The organism is Vibrio jasicida 090810c, from assembly GCF_002887615.1.
Lineage (GTDB): Bacteria > Pseudomonadota > Gammaproteobacteria > Enterobacterales > Vibrionaceae > Vibrio > Vibrio jasicida.
The window spans coordinates 1,477,492-1,499,118 of the sequence record NZ_CP025792.1; the positions used below are offsets into that span (position 1 = coordinate 1,477,492).

At 45.9% G+C, this 21,627-nt stretch carries 20 protein-coding genes; 18 read left to right on the forward strand and 2 right to left on the reverse strand.

Going from position 1 to position 21,627, the window contains the following annotated elements:
* Nucleotides 1–157 precede the first annotated feature (157 nt).
* From miaB to lnt, 5 genes are all read left to right on the forward strand, one after another.
* Nucleotides 158–1,582: a tRNA (N6-isopentenyl adenosine(37)-C2)-methylthiotransferase MiaB gene (gene miaB, locus C1S73_RS06975; protein WP_038873822.1), complete on the forward strand. Its 1,425-nt coding sequence runs from the start codon at nt 158–160 to the stop codon at nt 1,580–1,582.
* 73 nt (nt 1,583–1,655) lie between these two features.
* On the forward strand, nt 1,656–2,753 hold the full coding sequence (locus C1S73_RS06980; protein WP_038873820.1) for a PhoH family protein: 1,098 nt from the start codon (nt 1,656–1,658) through the stop codon (nt 2,751–2,753).
* Nucleotides 2,754–2,755: 2 nt separating this feature from the next.
* On the forward strand, nt 2,756–3,220 hold the full coding sequence (ybeY, locus tag C1S73_RS06985; protein WP_038873817.1) for an rRNA maturation RNase YbeY: 465 nt from the start codon (nt 2,756–2,758) through the stop codon (nt 3,218–3,220).
* A gap of 105 nt (nt 3,221–3,325) precedes the next feature.
* Entirely contained in the window at nt 3,326–4,225 is a 900-nt protein-coding gene (gene corC / locus C1S73_RS06990) for a CNNM family magnesium/cobalt transport protein CorC (protein ID WP_038873816.1), read from the forward strand.
* Between the two features lie 37 nt (nt 4,226–4,262).
* Nucleotides 4,263–5,780: an apolipoprotein N-acyltransferase gene (lnt, locus tag C1S73_RS06995; RefSeq protein ID WP_038873814.1), complete on the forward strand. Its 1,518-nt coding sequence runs from the start codon at nt 4,263–4,265 to the stop codon at nt 5,778–5,780.
* Between the two features lie 60 nt (nt 5,781–5,840).
* Here lnt and C1S73_RS07000 read toward each other — a convergent pair whose 3' ends face one another.
* Nucleotides 5,841–6,311 (reverse strand): zinc ribbon-containing protein, encoded by a 471-nt coding sequence (locus C1S73_RS07000; protein WP_038873812.1) that lies wholly within the window; start codon nt 6,309–6,311, stop codon nt 5,841–5,843.
* A gap of 155 nt (nt 6,312–6,466) precedes the next feature.
* On the opposite strand from C1S73_RS07000, the gene leuS reads away from it, so the two are divergent.
* The 12 genes from leuS (at nt 6,467) to lipA (ending at nt 19,070) form a co-directional block, all read left to right on the forward strand.
* Entirely contained in the window at nt 6,467–9,040 is a 2,574-nt protein-coding gene (gene leuS / locus C1S73_RS07005; RefSeq protein ID WP_038873810.1) for a leucine--tRNA ligase, read from the forward strand.
* A 171-nt stretch (nt 9,041–9,211) separates the two neighbouring features.
* On the forward strand, nt 9,212–9,769 hold the full coding sequence (locus C1S73_RS07010) for an LPS-assembly lipoprotein LptE (RefSeq protein ID WP_038873808.1): 558 nt from the start codon (nt 9,212–9,214) through the stop codon (nt 9,767–9,769).
* A gap of 5 nt (nt 9,770–9,774) precedes the next feature.
* On the forward strand, nt 9,775–10,794 hold the full coding sequence (gene holA / locus C1S73_RS07015) for a DNA polymerase III subunit delta (RefSeq protein ID WP_038873805.1): 1,020 nt from the start codon (nt 9,775–9,777) through the stop codon (nt 10,792–10,794).
* 88 nt (nt 10,795–10,882) lie between these two features.
* Entirely contained in the window at nt 10,883–11,200 is a 318-nt protein-coding gene (gene rsfS, locus C1S73_RS07020; protein ID WP_038873803.1) for a ribosome silencing factor, read from the forward strand.
* A gap of 4 nt (nt 11,201–11,204) precedes the next feature.
* Nucleotides 11,205–11,675, forward strand: a complete 471-nt coding sequence (rlmH, locus tag C1S73_RS07025; protein ID WP_038873801.1) for a 23S rRNA (pseudouridine(1915)-N(3))-methyltransferase RlmH — start codon at nt 11,205–11,207, stop codon at nt 11,673–11,675.
* 29 nt (nt 11,676–11,704) lie between these two features.
* Nucleotides 11,705–13,630 carry a penicillin-binding protein 2 gene (gene mrdA / locus C1S73_RS07030; protein ID WP_039973733.1) on the forward strand — a complete coding sequence of 642 codons (1,926 nt, stop codon included), beginning with the start codon at nt 11,705–11,707 and terminating at the stop codon, nt 13,628–13,630.
* Complete coding sequence (rodA, locus tag C1S73_RS07035) at nt 13,630–14,751, forward strand: rod shape-determining protein RodA (RefSeq protein ID WP_038865381.1); 1,122 nt, start codon at nt 13,630–13,632, stop codon at nt 14,749–14,751. The genes mrdA and rodA overlap by 1 nt, the downstream gene beginning before the upstream one ends.
* Before the next feature lie 3 nt (nt 14,752–14,754).
* Nucleotides 14,755–15,558: a septal ring lytic transglycosylase RlpA family protein gene (locus tag C1S73_RS07040; protein WP_038865382.1), complete on the forward strand. Its 804-nt coding sequence runs from the start codon at nt 14,755–14,757 to the stop codon at nt 15,556–15,558.
* 92 nt (nt 15,559–15,650) lie between these two features.
* Nucleotides 15,651–16,829, forward strand: coding sequence for a serine hydrolase (locus C1S73_RS07045; protein WP_038865383.1), 1,179 nt, complete (start codon nt 15,651–15,653; stop codon nt 16,827–16,829).
* Between the two features lie 161 nt (nt 16,830–16,990).
* Nucleotides 16,991–17,269, forward strand: coding sequence for a DUF493 family protein YbeD (ybeD, locus tag C1S73_RS07050; protein ID WP_038865384.1), 279 nt, complete (start codon nt 16,991–16,993; stop codon nt 17,267–17,269).
* A 176-nt stretch (nt 17,270–17,445) separates the two neighbouring features.
* Nucleotides 17,446–18,108, forward strand: coding sequence for a lipoyl(octanoyl) transferase LipB (gene lipB / locus C1S73_RS07055; protein WP_038865385.1), 663 nt, complete (start codon nt 17,446–17,448; stop codon nt 18,106–18,108).
* Nucleotides 18,105–19,070, forward strand: a complete 966-nt coding sequence (lipA, locus tag C1S73_RS07060; RefSeq protein ID WP_038865387.1) for a lipoyl synthase — start codon at nt 18,105–18,107, stop codon at nt 19,068–19,070. The genes lipB and lipA overlap by 4 nt, the downstream gene beginning before the upstream one ends.
* 305 nt (nt 19,071–19,375) lie before the next feature.
* On the opposite strand, the gene glyA is transcribed toward lipA, so the two are convergent.
* The gene (glyA, locus tag C1S73_RS07065; protein WP_038865388.1) at nt 19,376–20,626 is read right to left on the reverse strand and encodes a serine hydroxymethyltransferase; all 1,251 of its coding nucleotides are present in this window, start codon (nt 20,624–20,626) and stop codon (nt 19,376–19,378) included.
* A gap of 348 nt (nt 20,627–20,974) precedes the next feature.
* Here glyA and C1S73_RS07070 point away from each other — a divergent pair, with 348 nt between their 5' ends.
* Nucleotides 20,975–21,577 carry a YitT family protein gene (locus tag C1S73_RS07070; RefSeq protein ID WP_038865389.1) on the forward strand — a complete coding sequence of 201 codons (603 nt, stop codon included), beginning with the start codon at nt 20,975–20,977 and terminating at the stop codon, nt 21,575–21,577.
* Nucleotides 21,578–21,627 lie beyond the last annotated feature (50 nt).

Consider the following 21,627-nt stretch of genomic DNA (forward strand, 5'->3'; position numbering starts at 1 on the left):
TAAAAATCTAGATTTCATCAGGGTTTGCAGAGAATTCGTCAGATCACTAGTCAGGTGCTTTTTAAAGCAGTACAATACGCCGCTTACCGCCGAGATGGCGGCTATAATTTGAGCAATAGCTCTCCGATTTAAGTACAACTGAACGAGCGAAAGTGAGATGAGTAAGAAACTGCTAATTAAAACCTGGGGCTGCCAGATGAACGAATACGATTCATCAAAAATGGCCGACCTGCTTAATGCTGCAAACGGCTATGAGCTGACCGAGGAGCCAGAGGAAGCAGACGTACTTCTACTTAACACCTGTTCGATCCGTGAAAAGGCGCAAGAGAAAGTTTTCCACCAGCTTGGTCGTTGGAAAACACTAAAAGATAAAAAACCTGGCGTGGTTATCGGCGTTGGTGGTTGTGTAGCAACTCAAGAAGGCGATCACATTCGTCAACGTGCTCCATACGTTGACGTAATTTTTGGTCCACAAACCCTTCACCGTCTTCCTGAGATGATTAAGCAATCTCAATCGGATGAAGCACCAGTCATGGACATTTCATTCCCAGAGATCGAAAAGTTCGACCGTCTACCAGAGCCTCGTGCTGAAGGTGCGACAGCGTTCGTTTCTATCATGGAAGGTTGTTCTAAGTACTGTACTTACTGTGTAGTACCGTACACTCGCGGTGAAGAAGTAAGTCGCCCAATGGATGACGTACTGTTCGAAATCGCACAACTAGCAGAACAAGGCGTCCGCGAAGTGAACCTACTGGGCCAAAACGTAAACGCGTACCGTGGTCCTATGCACGACGGTGAGATCTGTTCATTCGCAGAACTGCTTCGTTTGGTTGCGTCTATCGATGGTATTGATCGTATCCGCTTTACAACAAGCCATCCATTAGAGTTTACTGATGACATCATCGCAGTATACGAAGACACACCTGAACTAGTAAGTTTCCTTCACCTACCAGTACAAAGTGGTAGTGACCGAGTGCTGACTATGATGAAACGTCCTCACACTGGCATCGAATACAAGTCGATCATCCGTAAGCTACGTAAAGCACGTCCTGATATCCAAATCAGTTCAGACTTTATCGTTGGTTTCCCTGGTGAAACAGACAAAGATTTCCAAGACACAATGAAGCTAATCAAAGACGTAGACTTTGACATGAGCTTCAGCTTTATCTTCTCTCCACGCCCAGGGACACCAGCGGCAGATTACCCTTGTGATCTATCAGAGCAAGTGAAGAAAGAGCGTCTATACGAGCTACAACAAACCGTAAACACACAAGCAATGCGCTACTCTCGTCTAATGCTAGACACTGAGCAACGCGTTCTGGTTGAAGGTCCTTCTAAAAAGAACCTAATGGAGCTACGTGCTCGTACAGAAAACAACCGTGTAGTAAACTTTGAAGGTAGCGCAGACCTAATCGGTCAGTTCGTTGACGTGAAGATTACGGACGTATTTGCTAACTCACTACGTGGTGAGCTAGTACGTACAGAAAAAGACATGGACCTTCGTAGTGTGATTTCACCAATGCAAATGATGGCGAAAACACGTCGCGAAGATGAGCTAGGTGTAGCTACTTTTACGCCATAAGCTCGTACAAATAGCCATTGAGAGCCTGGTCGTTGTCAGGCTCTCGTTAAGTGGCATAAAATGAGAGGCAACATTGAGCAATAAAATCGTAACGCTAGAAATCAATCTAGAACCTTCAGACAACCGCCGACTTGCAAGCCTGTGCGGTCCATTCGATGACAACATCAAGCATTTAGAACGTCGTTTAGGCGTTGAAATCAACCACCGTAGCGATCTTTTCACCATCGTGGGTAAACCTCATACCGCGGCAGCTGCGCTGGATATTCTCAAAACCCTATACGTAGAAACAGCACCCGTTCGTGGTGAAACACCTGACATTGAGCCAGAACAGATCCATCTGGCAATCAAAGAATCAGGTGTACTGGAACAGACGACAGAATCAACGTTCGAGCACGGCAAAGAAGTCTTCGTAAAAACCAAAAAAGGCGTGATCAAGCCGCGTACACCGAATCAAGGCCAATACTTGATGAACATGGTGACGCACGATATCACTTTCGGTATCGGTCCTGCAGGTACAGGTAAAACCTATCTCGCGGTTGCAGCAGCCGTTGACGCACTAGAGCGTCAAGAGATCCGTCGTATTCTATTAACTCGCCCTGCGGTTGAAGCAGGTGAGAAACTGGGCTTCCTACCTGGTGATTTGAGCCAGAAAGTCGACCCATACCTACGTCCTCTCTACGATGCCCTATTTGAAATGCTGGGTTTTGAGCGCGTAGAAAAGCTGATTGAACGTAACGTGATAGAGGTTGCGCCTCTTGCTTACATGCGTGGTCGTACTTTGAACGACGCTTTCATCATTCTTGATGAGAGTCAAAACACCACGGTTGAGCAAATGAAGATGTTCCTGACCCGTATCGGCTTCAACTCTCGTGCCGTTGTGACTGGTGACGTTACCCAGATTGACTTACCACGCGGTGCAAAATCAGGTCTTCGCCACGCAATTGAAGTACTGAGTGAAGTTGATGACATCAGCTTTAACTTCTTCCAAGCAGACGATGTCGTGCGCCACCCAGTGGTTGCTCGTATTGTTAATGCTTATGAGAAGTGGGAAGCGCAAGACCAAAAAGAGCGCAAAGAGTTTGAAAAACGCCGACGCGAAGAACGTGATGCTAAATTGCTAGAAGCAGCAAAAGCAGAGCTGAGTTCACAAGTCGCGGCGAGTAAGGAATAAACATGGCAATTGAACTTGATTTGCAACTGGCAGTCGAAAATGAAGAAGGTTTACCTTCTGAGCAAGATTTCCAATTGTGGCTAGATAAGACTATTCCTCTATTTCAGCCTCAAGCGGAACTGACGATTCGTATTGTCGACGAGCAAGAAAGTCACGAGCTAAACCACGAATACCGTGGTAAAGATAAGCCGACTAATGTGCTGTCTTTCCCATTCGAAGTACCACCTGGTATGGAAATGGATCTCCTAGGCGATTTGATAATCTGTCGCCAAGTAGTTGAAAAAGAGGCAATTGAGCAGAACAAGCCTCTACTAGCACATTGGGCGCATATGGTTGTACATGGCAGCTTGCATCTGCTAGGTTATGATCATATCGAGGAGGATGAAGCTGAAGAGATGGAATCCCTCGAGACAGAAATCATGCAAGGCATGGGTTACGAAGACCCGTACATTGCTGAAAAAGAGTAACTTTGGTTGCTCGACAGGGAAAAGCGAACCACCTAGGTGCGACCTCGTGATCGCTTTTCTATGTGAGCTATCACACATCTGATAGCGTTACTTAATTGAGAAACAATGAACGAAGATAATTCTCCCTCTTCTAATGAAGGCAAGAAAGAAAAGGCAGAAGGTCCGAGTAGAAAGTCCTTCTTTGAACGTCTAGGTCAACTATTTCAAGGCGAACCAAAAGACCGCCAAGAGCTTGTGGATGTTATCCGCGACTCAGAAATCAACGACCTGATTGACCACGACACCCGCGACATGCTTGAAGGTGTGATGGAAATCTCTGAAATGCGCGTGCGTGACATCATGATCCCGCGTTCGCAAATGGTTACGGTTGAGCGCACAGACGATCTTGATACTTTGATCGCTCTAATTACTGATGCTCAACACTCTCGCTACCCTGTGATCAGCGAAGATAAAGACCATGTAGAAGGCATTCTATTAGCGAAGGACTTACTCAAATACTTGGGCTCAGGCAGTAACCCATTTGATATCGAAGAAGTAATTCGACAAGCAGTGGTTGTACCGGAAAGTAAACGTGTCGACCGCCTGCTAAAAGAATTCCGTGAAGAACGTTATCACATGGCGATTGTTGTCGACGAATTCGGTGGCGTTTCTGGTCTAGTAACAATCGAAGATATCCTTGAAGAAATCGTAGGGGATATTGAAGATGAGTTCGATGACGAAGAAGAAACCGATATCCGTAAGCTAAGCAAGCATACCTTTGCTGTCAGAGCTCTGACAACCATTGAAGAGTTTAATGAGACATTCGGTACCGACTTCAGCGATGAAGAAGTGGATACTGTAGGTGGTATGGTAATGACTGCCTTTGGTCACTTACCATCTCGTGGTGAGTTGGTCGAAATTGAAGGCTATAACTTCAAAGTCACCGCTGCCGATAACCGTCGTGTCATTCAACTCCAAGTGACGATTCCAGACGAAGAAACGCTGGTTGAAGCCACTCAAGAGTAACGCGATACCCTAACAACGGGAATATCAGAAAAATATAATGATGAATGTACTCTTTCATCGCCTAAAGCGGCCCTTAGTGGCCGCTTTTGTTGGCGCTTCCACTACCCTAGCATTTGCCCCTTACCAGTTATGGCCTATTGCCATACTCAGCCCTGCTATCCTTCTTATTCTCCTTGCAAACCAATCACCTAAGCGTGCACTTTGGATCGGTTATGCGTGGGGACTCGGCCAATTCTCCACCGGCGTTAGTTGGGTTTATGTCAGCATCGCTGGCTTCGGTGGGATGCCGCTCATTGCAAATTTATTCCTGATGGGTTTGCTGATTGCTTACTTATCGATTTACACCGGCCTATTCGCTTGGCTCAGCAATAAGTTCTTCCCACAACTTACCCTCACTAAAGCATTATTAGCCGCTCCTGCTCTGTGGTTAGTCACTGATTGGCTACGCGGTTGGGTTATGACCGGCTTTCCATGGTTGTGGCTGGGTTACAGCCAAATTGATGGCCCATTGGCCAGCTTCGCACCTATTGGTGGTGTTGAACTCCTGACCTTATTCATACTAATGAGTGCTGGTTCTCTGGCTTACGCTTGGGTGCATAAGCAGTGGCTGATGGTCATTATCCCTGTGGTTTTGCTCAGCGCAGGTTTTGGCATCAGCCAATACGACTGGGTGACACCTCGTCCGGAAGACACAACCAAAGTCGCCTTAATCCAAGGTAATGTTGATCAGAACCTAAAATGGCTACCAAGCCAGCGCTGGCCAACCATCATGAAGTATGCCGACTTAACGCGTGAAAACTGGGATGCCGACATCATCGTTTGGCCTGAGGCTGCGATTCCGGCATTTGAAATCGAAGTCCCGTCGTTCTTGAGAAACATCGATGCTGCGGCGAAAATGAATAACAGCGCGATCATCACCGGCGTGGTTAACCAAGGAGAAGACGGCCAGTTCTACAACAGCATTCTCTCGCTGGGTGTGAATCCATACGGCGATTACAGCTTTGATTTAGACAAACGCTATCACAAGCATCACTTACTTCCATTTGGTGAATTTGTTCCATTTGAAGAGGTGTTACGTCCATTAGCGCCCTTCTTCAACTTACCAATGTCATCGTTCAGCCGTGGCGATTTCGTACAACCAAACATTGTGGCGAATGGTAAACATATGGACCCGGCTTTGTGCTACGAGATCATCTTTAGCGAACAAGTTCGTCAGAACGTCACAGACGATACTGACTTCATACTAACGCTATCAAATGATGCTTGGTTCGGTCACTCCATTGGTCCACTACAACATATGGAAATCGCACGCATGCGTGCATTGGAGCTTGGAAAACCGCTGATTCGTTCAACCAATAATGGTTTGACAGCTGTTACTGATCATAAAGGTAAGATCATCGAGCAAATCCCTCAGTTTGAGACAGCGGTATTGCGCGCAGAGTTGGTTCCGACAGACGGACAAACACCTTATCGCACCTTTGGTACTTGGCCATTATATATCTGGGCAGCACTGAGCCTTATATTGGCTTGGTGGCTACCAAGAAAACGCAAATAACATCAAAAAAAGAGGCTCTGGTAGCCTCTTTTTTATTGCGTTGTATTTTTTGACTGCATGTTATGGCTTGAGAGATTGGCGACTAAAACCAGTATGATTACACTTGATGCATGGAATTATGACCGTTGGATGGTTGTAAGTGGTTTTATGACCACATTCATCACAGACCAATGTCCCGAGCCCGATGACTTCGCCCGCTTCATACAAGCCTTGATGCTCTAAATCATCGAACAACTCAACCCACTCAACTTTAGTTTTATCGGTAATATCCAGTAAACCTTGCCAGATTGAATCGGCAATGGTGAGATAAAAAGGCCCGCTTTTTCCTTCCTCATAGCTGTCAGAGAACTCTTTTAAATCGGCTTTTACGTAAGCTGAAATTAGTGAGAGCTCATCTTTGGTCATGTCGTTAGCGGCATCCACGACTTTGCCCGACGTCTCGAATACTTTGTTAACTTCATCCGGACTGTGCTTCAAGGTTTCCATCACATCCTCGAGCATTTCCTCATAACCTGCTTTACGTTTAGGCATAACTGACCTCCATCTTTCCACTACCAAGCGTCACTTCTAGGCGCATGGGTACAGATTGGCTATTGTTGTGATCCCTAGCTTTAGGTATTCTATGACGATCTATTTAAGTCTGTTCTAACCGAACTCACAAATTCCAAGATAACCGGATACCATCGATGCAAGAACAATACAATCCACAAGACCTTGAACAAAAAGTTCAAAAGCACTGGGATGACAACAAGACCTTTGTTGTAAGTGAAGACCCAAACAAAGAAAAATTCTACTGTCTATCCATGTTCCCATACCCAAGTGGTCGACTGCACATGGGTCACGTGCGCAACTACACCATCGGTGACGTAGTATCTCGTTTCCAACGCCTACAAGGCAAAAACGTAATGCAACCAATCGGTTGGGATGCATTCGGTCTACCTGCGGAAAACGCGGCAGTAAAAAACAACACTGCACCGGCGCCTTGGACTTACGAAAACATTGAATACATGAAGAACCAACTTAAGCTTCTTGGCTTTGGTTACGACTGGAATCGTGAATTCGCAACCTGTACGCCAGAGTACTACCGTTGGGAACAAGAGTTCTTCACTAAGCTTTACGAGAAAGGTCTGGTTTACAAGAAGACCTCTTCTGTTAACTGGTGTCCAAACGATCAAACTGTTCTTGCAAACGAACAGGTTGAAGACGGCTGTTGCTGGCGTTGTGATACTCCGGTAGAACAAAAAGAAATTCCACAGTGGTTTATTAAGATCACTGAATACGCTCAAGAGCTACTAGACGACCTAGACAAACTTGAAGGTTGGCCAGAAATGGTTAAGACCATGCAGCGTAACTGGATCGGTCGTTCTGAAGGCGTGGAACTCAAGTTTGAAGTTAACGGTCAACAAGATTTAGAAGTTTACACCACGCGTCCAGACACGCTAATGGGTGTGACTTACGTTGGTATCGCAGCAGGTCACCCTCTTGCGGCTATCGCAGCTCAGAACAACCCAGAGCTAGCGTCATTCATCGAAGAATGTAAAAACACCAAAGTAGCAGAAGCTGAGCTTGCGACAATGGAGAAAAAAGGTATGGCTACTGGCCTTACTGCTATTCACCCATTGAACGGTCGTGAAGTGCCAGTTTACGTAGCAAACTTCGTACTGATGGACTACGGCACTGGCGCAGTAATGGCGGTTCCTGCACACGACCAACGTGACTACGAATTTGCAACGAAATACGGCCTAGACATCGTTCCTGTCATCAAACCGGTTGATGGCAGCGAACTAGACGTATCTGAAGCGGCATACACAGAGAAAGGTGTACTGTTCGATTCAGGTGAATTCGACGGCCTTGAATTCCAAGCGGCGTTCGATGCAATCGCAGCGAAGCTAGAAGCAGAAGGCAAAGGCACTAAGACAGTTAACTTCCGTCTACGTGACTGGGGGGTATCTCGTCAACGTTACTGGGGTGCACCAATCCCTATGGTAACCACTGAAGACGGCGAAGTTCACCCAGTACCCGCTGACCAACTACCCGTTATTCTTCCAGAAGACGTGGTAATGGACGGCGTAACAAGCCCAATCAAAGCAGACAAAGAATGGGCGAAGACAACATTCAACGGCGAACCTGCTCTACGTGAGACAGATACGTTCGATACGTTCATGGAGTCTTCTTGGTACTACGCACGTTACTGTTCACCACAAGCTGACGACATCCTAGATCCAGAAAAAGCAAACTACTGGCTACCGGTAGACCAGTACATCGGTGGTATCGAGCACGCTTGTATGCACCTACTGTACTCTCGCTTCTTCCACAAACTGCTACGTGACGCAGGCTACGTAACGTCTGACGAACCGTTCAAGCAACTGCTGTGTCAAGGCATGGTACTGGCTGACGCGTTCTACTTCGAGAACGAAAAAGGCGGTAAAGAGTGGGTTGCCCCAACAGATGTTGCTGTTGAACGTGACGGTAAAGGTCGTATCACTTCGGCGAAAGACAATGAAGGCCGTGATGTAACGCACTCAGGCATGATCAAAATGTCTAAGTCGAAAAACAACGGTATCGACCCTCAAGAAATGGTAGACAAGTACGGTGCTGACACGGTACGTCTATTCATGATGTTTGCTTCACCAGCAGACATGACCCTTGAATGGCAAGAGTCTGGCGTAGAAGGTGCTAACCGCTTCCTGAAACGTGTTTGGAAACTGGTTCACGCTCACGCTTCAAAAGGTGCAGCAGAGTCAGTTGATGCAGCGGCACTTTCTGGTGACCAAAAAGCTCTGCGTCGCGATGTTCATAAGACTATCGCAAAAGTGACTGACGATATCGCTCGTCGTCAAACATTCAACACAGCAATCGCAGCGATCATGGAACTGATGAACAAGCTTGCGAAAGCGCCTCAAGAATCTGTACAAGACCGTGCAATCCTTGATGAAGCACTTAAAGCTGTGGTTGCAATGCTTTACCCAATCACTCCGCACATCTCATACGAACTATGGGCAGCGCTAGGTGAGGCAGACATCGACAACGCGGCATGGCCAACGTTTGATGAGAAAGCTCTGGTTGAAGACGAGAAAACTATCGTTGTGATGATCAACGGTAAACTACGTGCGAAGCTAACTGTTGCTGCTGACGCTTCAGAAGAGCAAGTTCGTGAGCTTGGTCTAAACGACGAGAACGCGAAGAAGTTCCTAGATGGTCTAACTATCCGTAAAGTGATTTACGTACCAGGTAAACTATTGAACATCGTTGCAAACTAGCCGCTCGTTACCAACGAAATGCAGCTTGCAAGAACTCAACGCCGAGCGAACTGATTCGTTCGGCATGAGTTTTCTAACAGGGTGAGTCATCACCCTGTTTATTTACCTCAAACCATTCACGATGAGTGGTTTAAGGTAAATAACCCCTTAAATTTAGGATGAATACAATCAATGCGCTTTTTCTCTTTGATTAAACTACCAGTGGTATTGGTATTAGCGGGGCTTCTTTCTGCCTGTGGTTTTCACCTTCGTGGCGAGTATTCCGTTCCGGAAGAACTGCACACCATGTCATTCACTAGCTATGATGAATACAGTCCTTTGACTCGATATGTACGAGCTCAACTTGAACTGAATAAAGTGGACTTGGTACAGCCTTCTGCTAACACACCAAACCTACACCTAATTGAAGCAACCATTGACGAACGTACGCTGTCGCTGTATCAAAACAGTCGTGCTGCAGAAAAAGAGCTGACCTATGTAGTGCAATACCGCGTTACAATTCCTGAGTTCGGTTCAAAAGCCTTCACAACAACAGTAAACCGTAACTATCTTGATAACCCACTCACTGCCCTAGCTAAGTCAGTAGAGCGCGACGTTATCGAAGATGAAATGCGTCAGCAAGCCGCAAGCCAAATGATGCGTCAGCTAGGTCGAGTTCGTGCAGAGTACGAACAAGGCCATATTACTCCTGATGCGACAAACACTAACGACAACAAAACTGACTCTTAATCAAAATGCGAATTTATGCCGATAAGCTGGCCGACCATTTAGCAAAACACGTAAAGCAGGTTTATCTAATTTTCGGTAATGAACCCTTATTGATTCAAGAAAGCCGACAAGCGATTCAGCACACCGCGCGCCAGCACGGTTTTGAAGAAAGACATCGCTTTGCCGTGGATGCGAGTCTAGATTGGAACCAAGTTTACGACTGCTTCCAAGCATTGAGTTTGTTTTCAAGCCGTCAGTTAATTGAATTAGAGTTACCAGAAGCCGGCGCAAACGCAGCCATTAGTAAAGAGCTAGTCAGCCTATGCGAAATGCTGCATGACGATATCATGTTAGTCGTCATTGGCAGCAAACTTACCAAAGCACAAGAAAACGCAAAATGGTTTAAAGCCCTGAGTGCAAAGGGTGATTGGGTGAGTTGCTTAACACCCGATTTACAACGCTTACCCATGTTTGTGCAAACTCGCTGCCGTGCCCTTGGTCTAAAGGCGGACCAACAATCACTGCAAGTGTTGGCACAATGGCATGAAGGTAATTTGTTTGCGCTCTCACAAAGCTTAGAGAAACTTGCTCTAATCTACCCAGATGGTGAGTTAACTGTGGTGCGATTGGAAGCAGCCTTAAGTCGCCATAACCACTTTACGACCTTCCACTGGATCGACGCTCTGTTAGCGGGTAAAGCCAATCGTGCACAACGTATACTGCGTCAATTAGAAGCGGAAGGCGTCGAAACCATCATTCTGATCCGCAGTGTACAGAAAGAGTTTAATCAACTGCTGAACATGCACCGCGACTTAACCCAAATGGGTATGATCCAGGTATTTGAAAAGCATCGTGTGTGGCAAAACAAACGCCCATTTTACAACGCAGCTTTGACACGCCTGTCAACAAGTCGCATTTGTGCGCTTTTATCTCTTTTGGCTCACGCCGAGATAAAAGCGAAAACCCAATATGAAGAATCTGTGTGGCCAACGATTCACCAGTTGAGCTTAGAAACCTGTTCACCTGATATTAAGCTGGCAATTTAGAATTCAAAGCGTGATATAGTGCGCGACCAGTTTTGATTAATATGATTCAAAACACCCACAGATTGAAAAGAAAACCGAGGAAAACCGAGTGCTTCGCGAAGAACTTAAAGACTTTTTAGCTGATAAAGCTGACGACATGAAAGCAGAAGATATTGTAATTCTGAATGTAGAAGACAAATCTAGCGTGACAGATTACATGATCATTTGTACTGGCACCTCTAAACGTCACGTTTCATCTATTGCTGATCACGTCGCATCTGAAGTGAAGAAAGCTGGTCTAGAACCACTAGGTATGGAAGGCGAGAAAGAAGGTGAATGGGTTGTTCTCGATATGGGCGATGCCATGCTTCATGTCATGCAAGATGAACACCGTAACCTGTACCAGCTAGAAAAGCTTTGGGGTTAATTTTTTGAAAATTCAACTAATTGCTGTAGGCACTAAAATGCCCAAATGGGTCGAAGAGGGATTCCAAGAATACCGTCGTCGCTTCCCTCATGATATGCCACTTGAGTTGGTTGAGATCCCAGCAGGGAAACGTGGCAAAAATGCCGACATTGCACGTATTCTTCAAAAAGAAGGCGAAGCTATGTTGGCAGCGGTCCCAAAAGGCAACCGCATCGTGACATTGGATATCCCGGGCAAAAAGTGGGATACCCCACAACTGGCAGAACAGCTAGAAGCTTGGAAATTAGATGCTCGCGACGTTTCGATTTTAATTGGTGGCCCAGAAGGGCTTTCTCCTGCATGTAAAGCCGCCGCTGATCAAAGTTGGTCTTTGTCTGCATTGACCTTACCGCACCCACTTGTGCGTATTGTCATGGCGGAGAGTTTATACCGAGCGTGGAGCATTACTGCTAACCACCCTTATCACCGCGAATAATCGCTGCTTAGCCGTAGAGACAAGCGTTAATGATTCGTAAACGCCGCAGTCAAATCCGAGACTACCAAGCTGAAGCGCGCCTGTTTTCCAGTCGCGCTATTTTTGCTTTTTTGGGTATCGTCATTTTGATGGGGTTGCTGGTTGCTAACATGTACAACATACAGGTTAACCAGTTCCAAGATTACCAAACTCGCTCTAACGACAACCGCATCAAAGTCGTTCCAATCGCACCAAACCGTGGTCTTATTTACGACCGCAACGGTATTTTGCTCGCTGAAAACCGCCCTGTCTTCAACTTGGAGCTTACTCCAGAAAAAATCAAAGACATTGACGGCACCATCGAAGAGCTACAAACCATTCTTGAAATCACGCCAGAGCAAATTGAACGTTTCCAGCGTGAACGTAAACGTACACGTCGCTTTAAATCCGTACCACTACTGACTCAGTTAGATGAAAACCAAGTTGCTGTTTTCTCAGTAAACCAATACCGCTTTCCGGGTGTTGAAATCAGCGCAACATTGAAGCGTTACTACCCATTTAGTGAAGTACTGACCCACGTTATTGGCTACGTATCACGCATCAACGATCGTGACATGCAACGCCTAGTTCGTGAAGAAAAAGACGCGAACTACCAAGCCACTCGTGATATCGGCAAACTAGGTATTGAAAAATACTACGAAGATTTATTGCACGGTACCGCGGGTTACCAAGAAGTCGAAGTCAACAGCCGTGGCCGAGTAATTCGTACCTTAAAGTACGTCCCGCCGATTCCGGGTCAAGACATCGTGTTAAACCTCGACATTAACTTACAACTATACGTTCACCAATTATTAGATGGGCGTCGTGGTAGTGCGGTGGTTTTGGATCCTAAAGACAATGGCGTGCTCGCGATGGTTTCAAGCCCAAGCTACGATCCAAACTCGTTTGTTCATGGTATCTCAGGCAAAGCTTACCGAGCCCTCTTGAACAATAAGAATCGTCCACTTGTAAACCGAACTACGCTAGGTATTTACCCCCCAGCTTCCACCATCAAGCCATTTATGGCAGTTGCAGCTTTGGAAGAGGGTGTGGTAACACCAAAAACCACGCGTAATGACCCTGGCTATTGGCGCATTCCAAACTCCGATACTCGCCCATTCCGTGACTGGCTGCGTTGGGGCCATGGCCGCGTAGATATCATCAAGTCGATAGAAGAATCCGTTGATACTTTCTTCTATCAAGTCGCTTATGACATGGGCATCGACCGTATCTCGAATTGGATGATGATGTTTGGTTTTGGTGACTATACCGGCATCGATATTTACGAAGAAAGTAAAGCAAACATGCCAACGCGTGAATGGAAAATGGCTCGCCATAAAACCCCTTGGTACAAAGGCGATACGATTCCTGTTGGTATCGGACAAGGTTACTGGACAGCAACACCAATGCAAATTGCCAAAGCAACATCGGTATTGGTCAACGAAGGCGCCGTAGCCGCGCCACATTTGCTTAAAGCAACAATTGATAATGGCGGTGATTTTGAAGAACAAAAGACCTCTGAATACGTCACCTACCCGCCAATTCAAAATGTGCCGGATAAATACTGGAACATGGCCAAAGAAGGCATGCGCTTGGTAAACCATGGTGCGAAAGGGACGGCTCGTCGCTCTTTCTACAATATGGATTACCAAACGGGTGGTAAATCAGGTACTGCTCAGGTCTTCGGTCTAGGTGAAGACGAAGAATACAACGCAGACGAAGTCGCAGAACATCTACGCGACCACGCCCTGTTTACCGGTTTTGCGCCATTTGACGATCCTAAAGTTGTCGTTTCAATCGTGCTTGAAAACGCCGGTGGTGGTTCAAGTAATGGCGCACCAGTAGCAAGAAAGATCTTCGACCGAGTGATCGTTGGGCCAGAAAAAATCGAACCAGACGATGAGCAAGCCAAAGAGAAACAAGAGGTAACGCAGTGATGAAAATGGATCCCTCTACAGGTAAGAACCGAGCCCTGTTTGAACGCTTCCATATCGACTTGCCGCTTTTACTCGGCATCTTTGCACTAATGGCCTTTGGCTTGGTCATCATGTACAGCGCCAGTGGCCAGAGCTTGGCGATGATGGACCGCCAAGCCATGCGCATGGCCCTATCATTAGTCGTGATGATCGTCTTAGCACAGATCTCGCCCAGAACTTACGAAAGCCTCGCGCCTCTCATGTTTGTCGGTGGTGTCATACTGCTCTTTGGCGTGCTCTTCTTTGGTGAAGCTTCCAAAGGCGCACAGCGCTGGCTAAATCTTGGCTTTGTTCGATTCCAACCTTCTGAGCTTCTCAAGCTCGCCGTACCCTTGATGGTCGCGCGCTATATCGGTCGTCAACCACTTCCCCCGACGTTCAAAACCCTCATCGTTGCGTTGATCATGGTTTGCTTGCCAACCATTCTCATCGCAAAGCAACCTGACTTAGGGACCTCGATTCTGATCGCTGCATCAGGCATCTTTGTTATCTTCCTTGCGGGTATCAGTTGGAAAATCATTGCTGGTGCCGCACTGGCGCTTGGTGGTTTCATTCCCGTTTTGTGGTTCTTCTTGATGCGTGAGTATCAAAAAGTGCGCGTTCGTACTCTGTTCAACCCTGAATCAGACCCTCTCGGTGCAGGTTATCACATCATCCAAAGTAAAATTGCGATTGGTTCTGGTGGTATTTCCGGCAAAGGTTGGTTGCAAGGCACTCAATCACAGTTAGAATTTCTTCCTGAACGTCACACTGACTTTATCTTTGCAGTAATTGCTGAAGAATGGGGTATGATTGGCTTCCTTTGCCTGTTGACCATCTATCTCTTTATTATTGGACGAGGTCTCTACCTCGCAAGCCAAGCACAAACTGCGTTTGGCCGAATGATGGCAGGCAGTATTGTACTCAGCTTCTTCGTGTATATTTTTGTAAATATCGGCATGGTAAGTGGCATCCTACCCGTAGTAGGCGTACCTTTACCGTTGATCAGTTATGGTGGCACTTCCATGGTGACACTGATGGCTGGTTTTGGCATTTTGATGTCGATCCACACGCACCGAAAAGCATTCTCTAAGGCGACCTAGACCATGCAAAAACGCGCTTTATATTCCTTAGTTTTTTCTGCTGTTATTTTAGCGGGCTGTTCTTCTACCGACCAAAAAACACAAGAAGGCCGTTATGAACTTGAATCCGATGTAGCACCAGATAAACCTCTATCGGTCGAGCACATTGAGGATGCGCATCCTAAATATGAACCATACAGCTTAGGTGGTAACAGCGATTACAATCTACGAGGTTCCGACTACAAAATCGTTCGTAACGCAAAAGGTTTTACGGAAAAAGGCCGTGCCTCTTGGTACGGAAAAAAATTCCAAGGTCACCTAACGTCCAACGGTGAAATTTACGATATGTACTCTATGACAGCCGCACACAAAACGCTGCCATTACCGAGCTACGTTAAAGTCACCAATACCGACAATGGTAAATCAACCGTTGTACGAGTTAACGACCGTGGCCCATTTCATGACGGCCGTATTATTGACTTAAGCTACGCCGCCGCTCATAAGCTCGACGTCGTGAAAACAGGCACAGCGAACGTACAAATTGAAGTCATCACCATTGATAAGCCAACCGATGAAAAGTCTTTAGCTGCGCACCCAAAATACGTGATTCAAGTTGCTTCTTCAAAATATGAAGATCGAGCGCGAACTTTAGGCCAAGAGCTTGGTCAAAAGCTGGATACAGAAACTTTCTTGGAGAGCACGAAAGAAACTCACCGCTTGTTGCTAGGGCCATTTACTGACTATTCCCTGACGCAAGCAACACTGGATAAAGTAAAGTTGCTCGGCTATTCGTCCGCATTTATTAAAAAACACAAAACTGACAAATGACCTTGGTGTCATGAATTTCTATGCAGAGCCCTTCTTACATAAGCAGGGATTCTGTTAAGATGTCGACAGTTAACCAAAAAATTTGAATTACCATGAATAAAAATAAGTTTGTGAAATCTATTCTCGTTTCTTCGGTTGCGCTAACTGCAACCATCGCTCAATCTGCTTTTGCTTCACCAGTTGTTGTCCCAGACGCACCTCAAATCGCAGCGAAAGGCTACGTTTTGATGGATTACAACTCAGGTAAAGTTCTGGCTGAGAAAGAGATGAACACAAAGTTGTCTCCTGCTAGTCTGACAAAAATGATGACCAGCTACGTAATTGGCCAAGAGCTAGCGCGTGGTAATATTTCAGAAGACGATGATGTAACCATCAGTAAGAACGCATGGGCGAAAAACTTCCCTGATTCTTCAAAAATGTTCATTGAAGTTGGCACCACAGTTAAGGTGAAAGACCTAAACCGCGGTATCATCATTCAATCAGGTAACGACGCTTGTGTCGCAATGGCTGAACACATTGCAGGCTCTGAAGATGCATTCGTAGACCTAATGAACGCATGGGCAAACACAATTGGCATGAGCAACACGCATTTTGCTAACGTGCACGGCCTAGATAACCCAAATCTATACTCAACACCTTATGACATGGCACTGCTTGGTAAAGCATTGATCCGTGACGTTCCTGATGAGTACCGTATCTACTCAGATAAAAAATTCACTTACAACGGCATCACACAGTACAACCGTAACGGCCTATTGTGGGATAAGAGCATGAACGTTGATGGCATCAAGACTGGCCATACTAGCAACGCGGGCTACAGCCTAGTAAGTTCGGCAACTGAAGGTCAAATGCGCCTAGTTGCAGTGGTAATGGGTACCAAAGATGCAAACGCTCGTAAATCAGAAAGCAAAAAGCTACTGAGCTACGGCTTCCGCTTCTTCGAAACCGTTGCGCCACATAAAGCGGGTGAAACGTTTGTAGAAGAAAAAGTATGGATGGGTAACAAAGATACGGTTGCTCTGGGTCTTGACCAAGATACTTACGTAACGCTACCTCGTGGTGAAGCAAAGAATCTAAAGGCAAGCTTTGTACTTGAAAAAGAGCTAGAAGCCCCAATTAATAAAGGTGATGTAGTTGGTAAGCTATACTATCAAATTGATGGTGAAGATATTGCTGAGTACCCACTAATGGCATTAGAAACTGTAGACCAAGGCAGCCTATTTAGCCGTATGTGGGACTACATCGTATTGTTGTTTAAGAGCTTCTTCTAACAGTCGCTTCTGAACAACAAACAAGTCCGCAAAGCCGCCAACTAGGGCGGCTTTGTTATCTATACTCAAGTGACGTTAAGATGCTTGGGGATGATCTTGAGTTCACCCTAATTTGACTGTACTATTTCGCACCGCAACGAATACCAACTGGAGTTACCGATATGCTAACCATCAACTCTGATGCAAAATTGAAAGACCTGCTTGAGTTCCCTTGTTCATTTACTTACAAGGTAATGGGGCATGCAAAACCTGAACTTCCAGAACTCGTTCTTGAAGTAATCCAGCGTCATGCTCCAGGTGACTACAGCCCAGCAGTAAAACCAAGTGCTAAGGGCAACTACCACTCGGTGTCTATCAATATTACTGCTACCTCTATCGAGCAGGTTGAAACCCTTTACAAAGAACTGGGTGAAATCGACATCGTACGCATGGTTCTATAATTTTTTGATAAATTAAATTTTTTTTGAAAGCAGCTTCGGCTGCTTTCTTTTTATTTATCATGTAGATAATGAAAACCACTGACTCTTTCAGTTAAAAATCTGTTACTCAACTGTAGAGCATCAAACTCATCCGGTTTATAATCCAAAAACTTTATATATTAGTGACAGGAATCCCCATGCAACACCAACTTGTTGTAAGACGACTTGGGCGCCAAGATTATGAGCCTGTATGGAAGGCGATGCATGAGTTCACTGATCAACGCACAGACGACACGCCTGATGAAGTTTGGTTGGTAGAACACAACCCAGTATTTACACAAGGTCAAGCGGGTAAAGCCGAACACCTCATTAACACTGGTAATATTCCTGTTGTACAAAGCGATCGCGGGGGTCAAGTGACCTACCATGGTCCTGGTCAGCTTGTCGCTTACTTTCTGATCAACCTGCGTCGTAAAAAATTAGGGGTGCGAGATCTCGTTACGCACATCGAGAACCTCGTGATCAACACCCTAAAGGCATACAATATCGAATCTGCTGCGCGACCAGATGCCCCAGGTGTTTATGTCGACAGTAAAAAAATATGTTCTCTCGGCCTTCGCATTCGCAAAGGATGCTCATTCCACGGCCTAGCGTTGAACGTCAATATGGACTTAGGTCCGTTTTTACGTATAAACCCTTGTGGCTATGAAGGAATGGAGATGGTTCAGGTTAGCCAAGTTGGCGGCCCTGAAGATATCGAAGTCGTGGAAAAACAACTAATACAAGAACTCGTTACTTTGCTTGATTACGAGCAAGTAGAATTCAGCACAGAAGCACCTTCTCAAGGTAACAAAGCATGAGCAAACCAATCCAGATGGAAAAAGGCGTCAAATACCGCGACGCTGACAAAATGGCATTGATTCCCGTAAAGAACATGCCTACAGAGCAGAAAGAAGTGCTACGTAAGCCTGATTGGATGAAGATCAAGCTACCAGCCGACAGCCAACGTATTCAAGACATCAAATCAGCGATGCGCAAGAACAACCTTCACTCAGTATGTGAAGAAGCCTCTTGCCCTAACCTAGCGGAATGTTTTAACCACGGTACGGCTACTTTCATGATCCTTGGCGCTATCTGTACTCGCCGTTGTCCATTCTGTGACGTTGCCCATGGCCGTCCGCTTGCAGTAGAAGCTGAAGAGCCGAAGAAACTGGCTAAAACCATCGCAGACATGAAGCTGAAATACGTCGTTATCACTTCAGTAGACCGCGATGATTTGCGTGATGGCGGTGCAGAGCACTTTGCAAACTGTAACCGTGAAATCCGCGAACTGAACCCACACATCAAGATTGAAACGCTTGTACCTGATTTCCGTGGCCGTATGGATGTAGCACTTGATCTGATGAAAGACAACCCGCCAGATGTCTTCAACCACAACCTAGAAACGGCACCTCGTTTGTACCGTAAAGCTCGCCCAGGCGCGAACTACAAGTGGTCACTACAATTGCTGCAAAAGTTCAAAGAGCAGCACCCAGATGTACCGACCAAATCAGGTGTTATGATGGGTCTTGGCGAAACGAAAGAAGAGATCGTCCAAGTACTAAAAGACCTACGTGCACACGGTGTAACAATGCTGACACTTGGTCAGTACCTAGCACCAAGCCGTCACCACCTGCCAGTAGAGCGTTACGTTCCACCATCAGAGTTTGACGAGCTAAAAGAGATCGCACTGGAACTTGGCTTCACGCACGCGGCGTGTGGTCCATTCGTTCGTTCTTCTTACCATGCCGATATGCAGGCTCAAGGTATCGAGATTAAATAAGCACTCGCTTGTTTTGAAGAGAAAGGTTGGCTCAGTGCCAGCCTTTTTTGTATCTGTCGAACATAAAACACCGTCATTTGGACAATAAGCCTATTTATCAGAACCAAAAGCAGCGTCATTCCGAAGAGCCTAGGCAATATCAGGAATCTCGTTTCAGCGCACTCCAAGCTGATATTTCCATACGCTAGAAAAACAAAAAGGCCCTCAAATGAGGACCTTTCACCAATCAAATAATCAAACCGAATCGCAGAAATAGAGCGAGTTCGCCTGAGTTATTTTCAAAGAAAGCAAATTTACACAGAGGACTATGCGTAAACTGGTAGACGCTTACAGATCTCTAGAACTTTCTGTTTCGTTGCTTCGATAACTTCCTCGTTGCCGATGTTATCGAGAACGTCACACATCCAGTTTGCTAGCTCTTTCGCGTCTTCAGTAGTGAAGCCACGACGAGTAATTGCTGGCGTACCTACACGAATACCAGACGTAACGAATGGGCTGCGTGGGTCGTTTGGTACAGAGTTCTTGTTTACTGTGATATTTGCTGCACCTAGTGCCGCATCTGCATCTTTACCAGTAATATCTTTGTCGATTAGGTCAACAAGGAACAGGTGGTTCTCAGTACCGTTAGAAACGATCTTGTAGCCACGCTCTTGGAATTGACCAACCATTGCCTTCGCGTTTTTCACTACGTTAGCTTGGTAAGCTTTGAATTCAGGTTCCATCGCTTCTTTGAACGCTACTGCTTTACCAGCGATAACGTGCATTAGAGGGCCACCTTGACCGCCAGGGAATACTGCTGAGTTCAGCTTCTTGTACAGCTCTTCACCTTCGTTAGAAAGGATAAGACCGCCACGAGGACCCGCTAGCGTTTTGTGCGTAGTCGTTGTTACTACGTGAGCGTGTGGAACTGGTGTTGGGTACTCGCCTGCTGCGATTAGACCAGCAACGTGCGCCATGTCTACGAATAGGTAAGCGTCAACTTTGTCTGCGATTTCACGCATGCGCTTCCAATCAACGATTTGTGAGTAAGCAGAGAAACCACCGATGATCATCTTAGGCTTGTGCTCAAGCGCTAGCTGTTCCATCTCGTCGTAGTTGATTTGGCCTGCTTCATCGATACCGTAAGGAATCACGTTGTAGTGCTTACCAGAGAAGTTTACTGGTGAACCGTGAGTTAGGTGACCACCATGCGCTAGGCTCATACCTAGAACTGTGTCGCCTGGGTTTAGAAGCGCCATGTAAACTGCGCTGTTTGCTTGAGAACCTGAGTGAGGCTGTACATTCGCGTACTCACAACCAAACAGTTGGCATGCACGATCGATAGCTAGTGCTTCAGCTTTATCTACGTACTCACAACCGCCGTAGTAACGCTTACCTGGGTAGCCTTCAGCGTATTTGTTCGTTAGCTGAGAACCTTGCGCTTCCATTACACGTGGGCTTGTGTAGTTTTCAGAAGCGATAAGTTCAATGTGTTCTTCCTGGCGAAGTGTTTCTTCCTGGATAGCTGCGAACAGTTCCGCATCGTAATCTGCGATGTTCATATCACGCTTAAGCATCTGTATCTCCTGACTCAGATTGGTACTGAAAGTTGCAAAAAAACCGACTAAATGACCTAACGCAAACGTTTTCGTCACCGTAATGGCGCGCATTCTACATAATTTGATCTAGGTCATAAAGAGAAATTTACAATTTTTCTCATGCAGTTTTTTCATGATGACAAGTAAGGATTATCATGACGATGTTGCAATCGTTCAACCATGATCCACTGACTGTCAAATTTGTGCTTTACACCCTGTAAAACAACAATTACATAGGTTTACCGCAAATTTTACCCTCTAGCTACCGAAAAGATCATCTTTTTACTACTATGCATGCCCGATTTATCATCAACGACTGCATACTAGATGGAAAAACACTCAAGAAAAGAAGACTGGATGGCAATTCTTACAGGTACCTTTTTGGTAGCTCAAGGCGTTTTCTTTCTCCAATCCGCGAACCTCTTAACGGGAGGCACCACTGGATTGGCTCTGCTTATTAGCCAATTTACACCTTTTACGTTTGGTGTGCTGTACTTTTTAGCCAACTGTCCTTTTTACTTGCTGGCTTGGAAACGCTTTGGCCGTCATTTTGCGATTAATAGTGCAATTTCTGGCGCTTTGGTTTCTATCTTTGCGGACAACCTGTATTTGCTGATTTCACTTGAATCAATTAACGAGGTTTATTGTGCGGTAGCCGGTGGCTTACTGATGGGTTTAGGTATGCTGATCTTATTCCGTCATCGTTCAAGCTTGGGTGGCTTCAACGTACTGTGCTTATTCATTCAAGACAAGTTTGGCATTTCTGTTGGCAAATCGCAGATGGCGATTGACGCTTGCATCTTATTTGCGTCTTTCTTCTTCGTCACGCCTTGGGTTATCGGCCTATCGATTCTTGGTGCATTCGCACTGAACCTAGTGCTTGCGATGAACCACAAACCACATCGCTATTCTGTGAGCTACGGTTCATAACCTTTCTGTGATAATTGGAGCGCAATTTATAAGATTTTGCGCTCCAATGA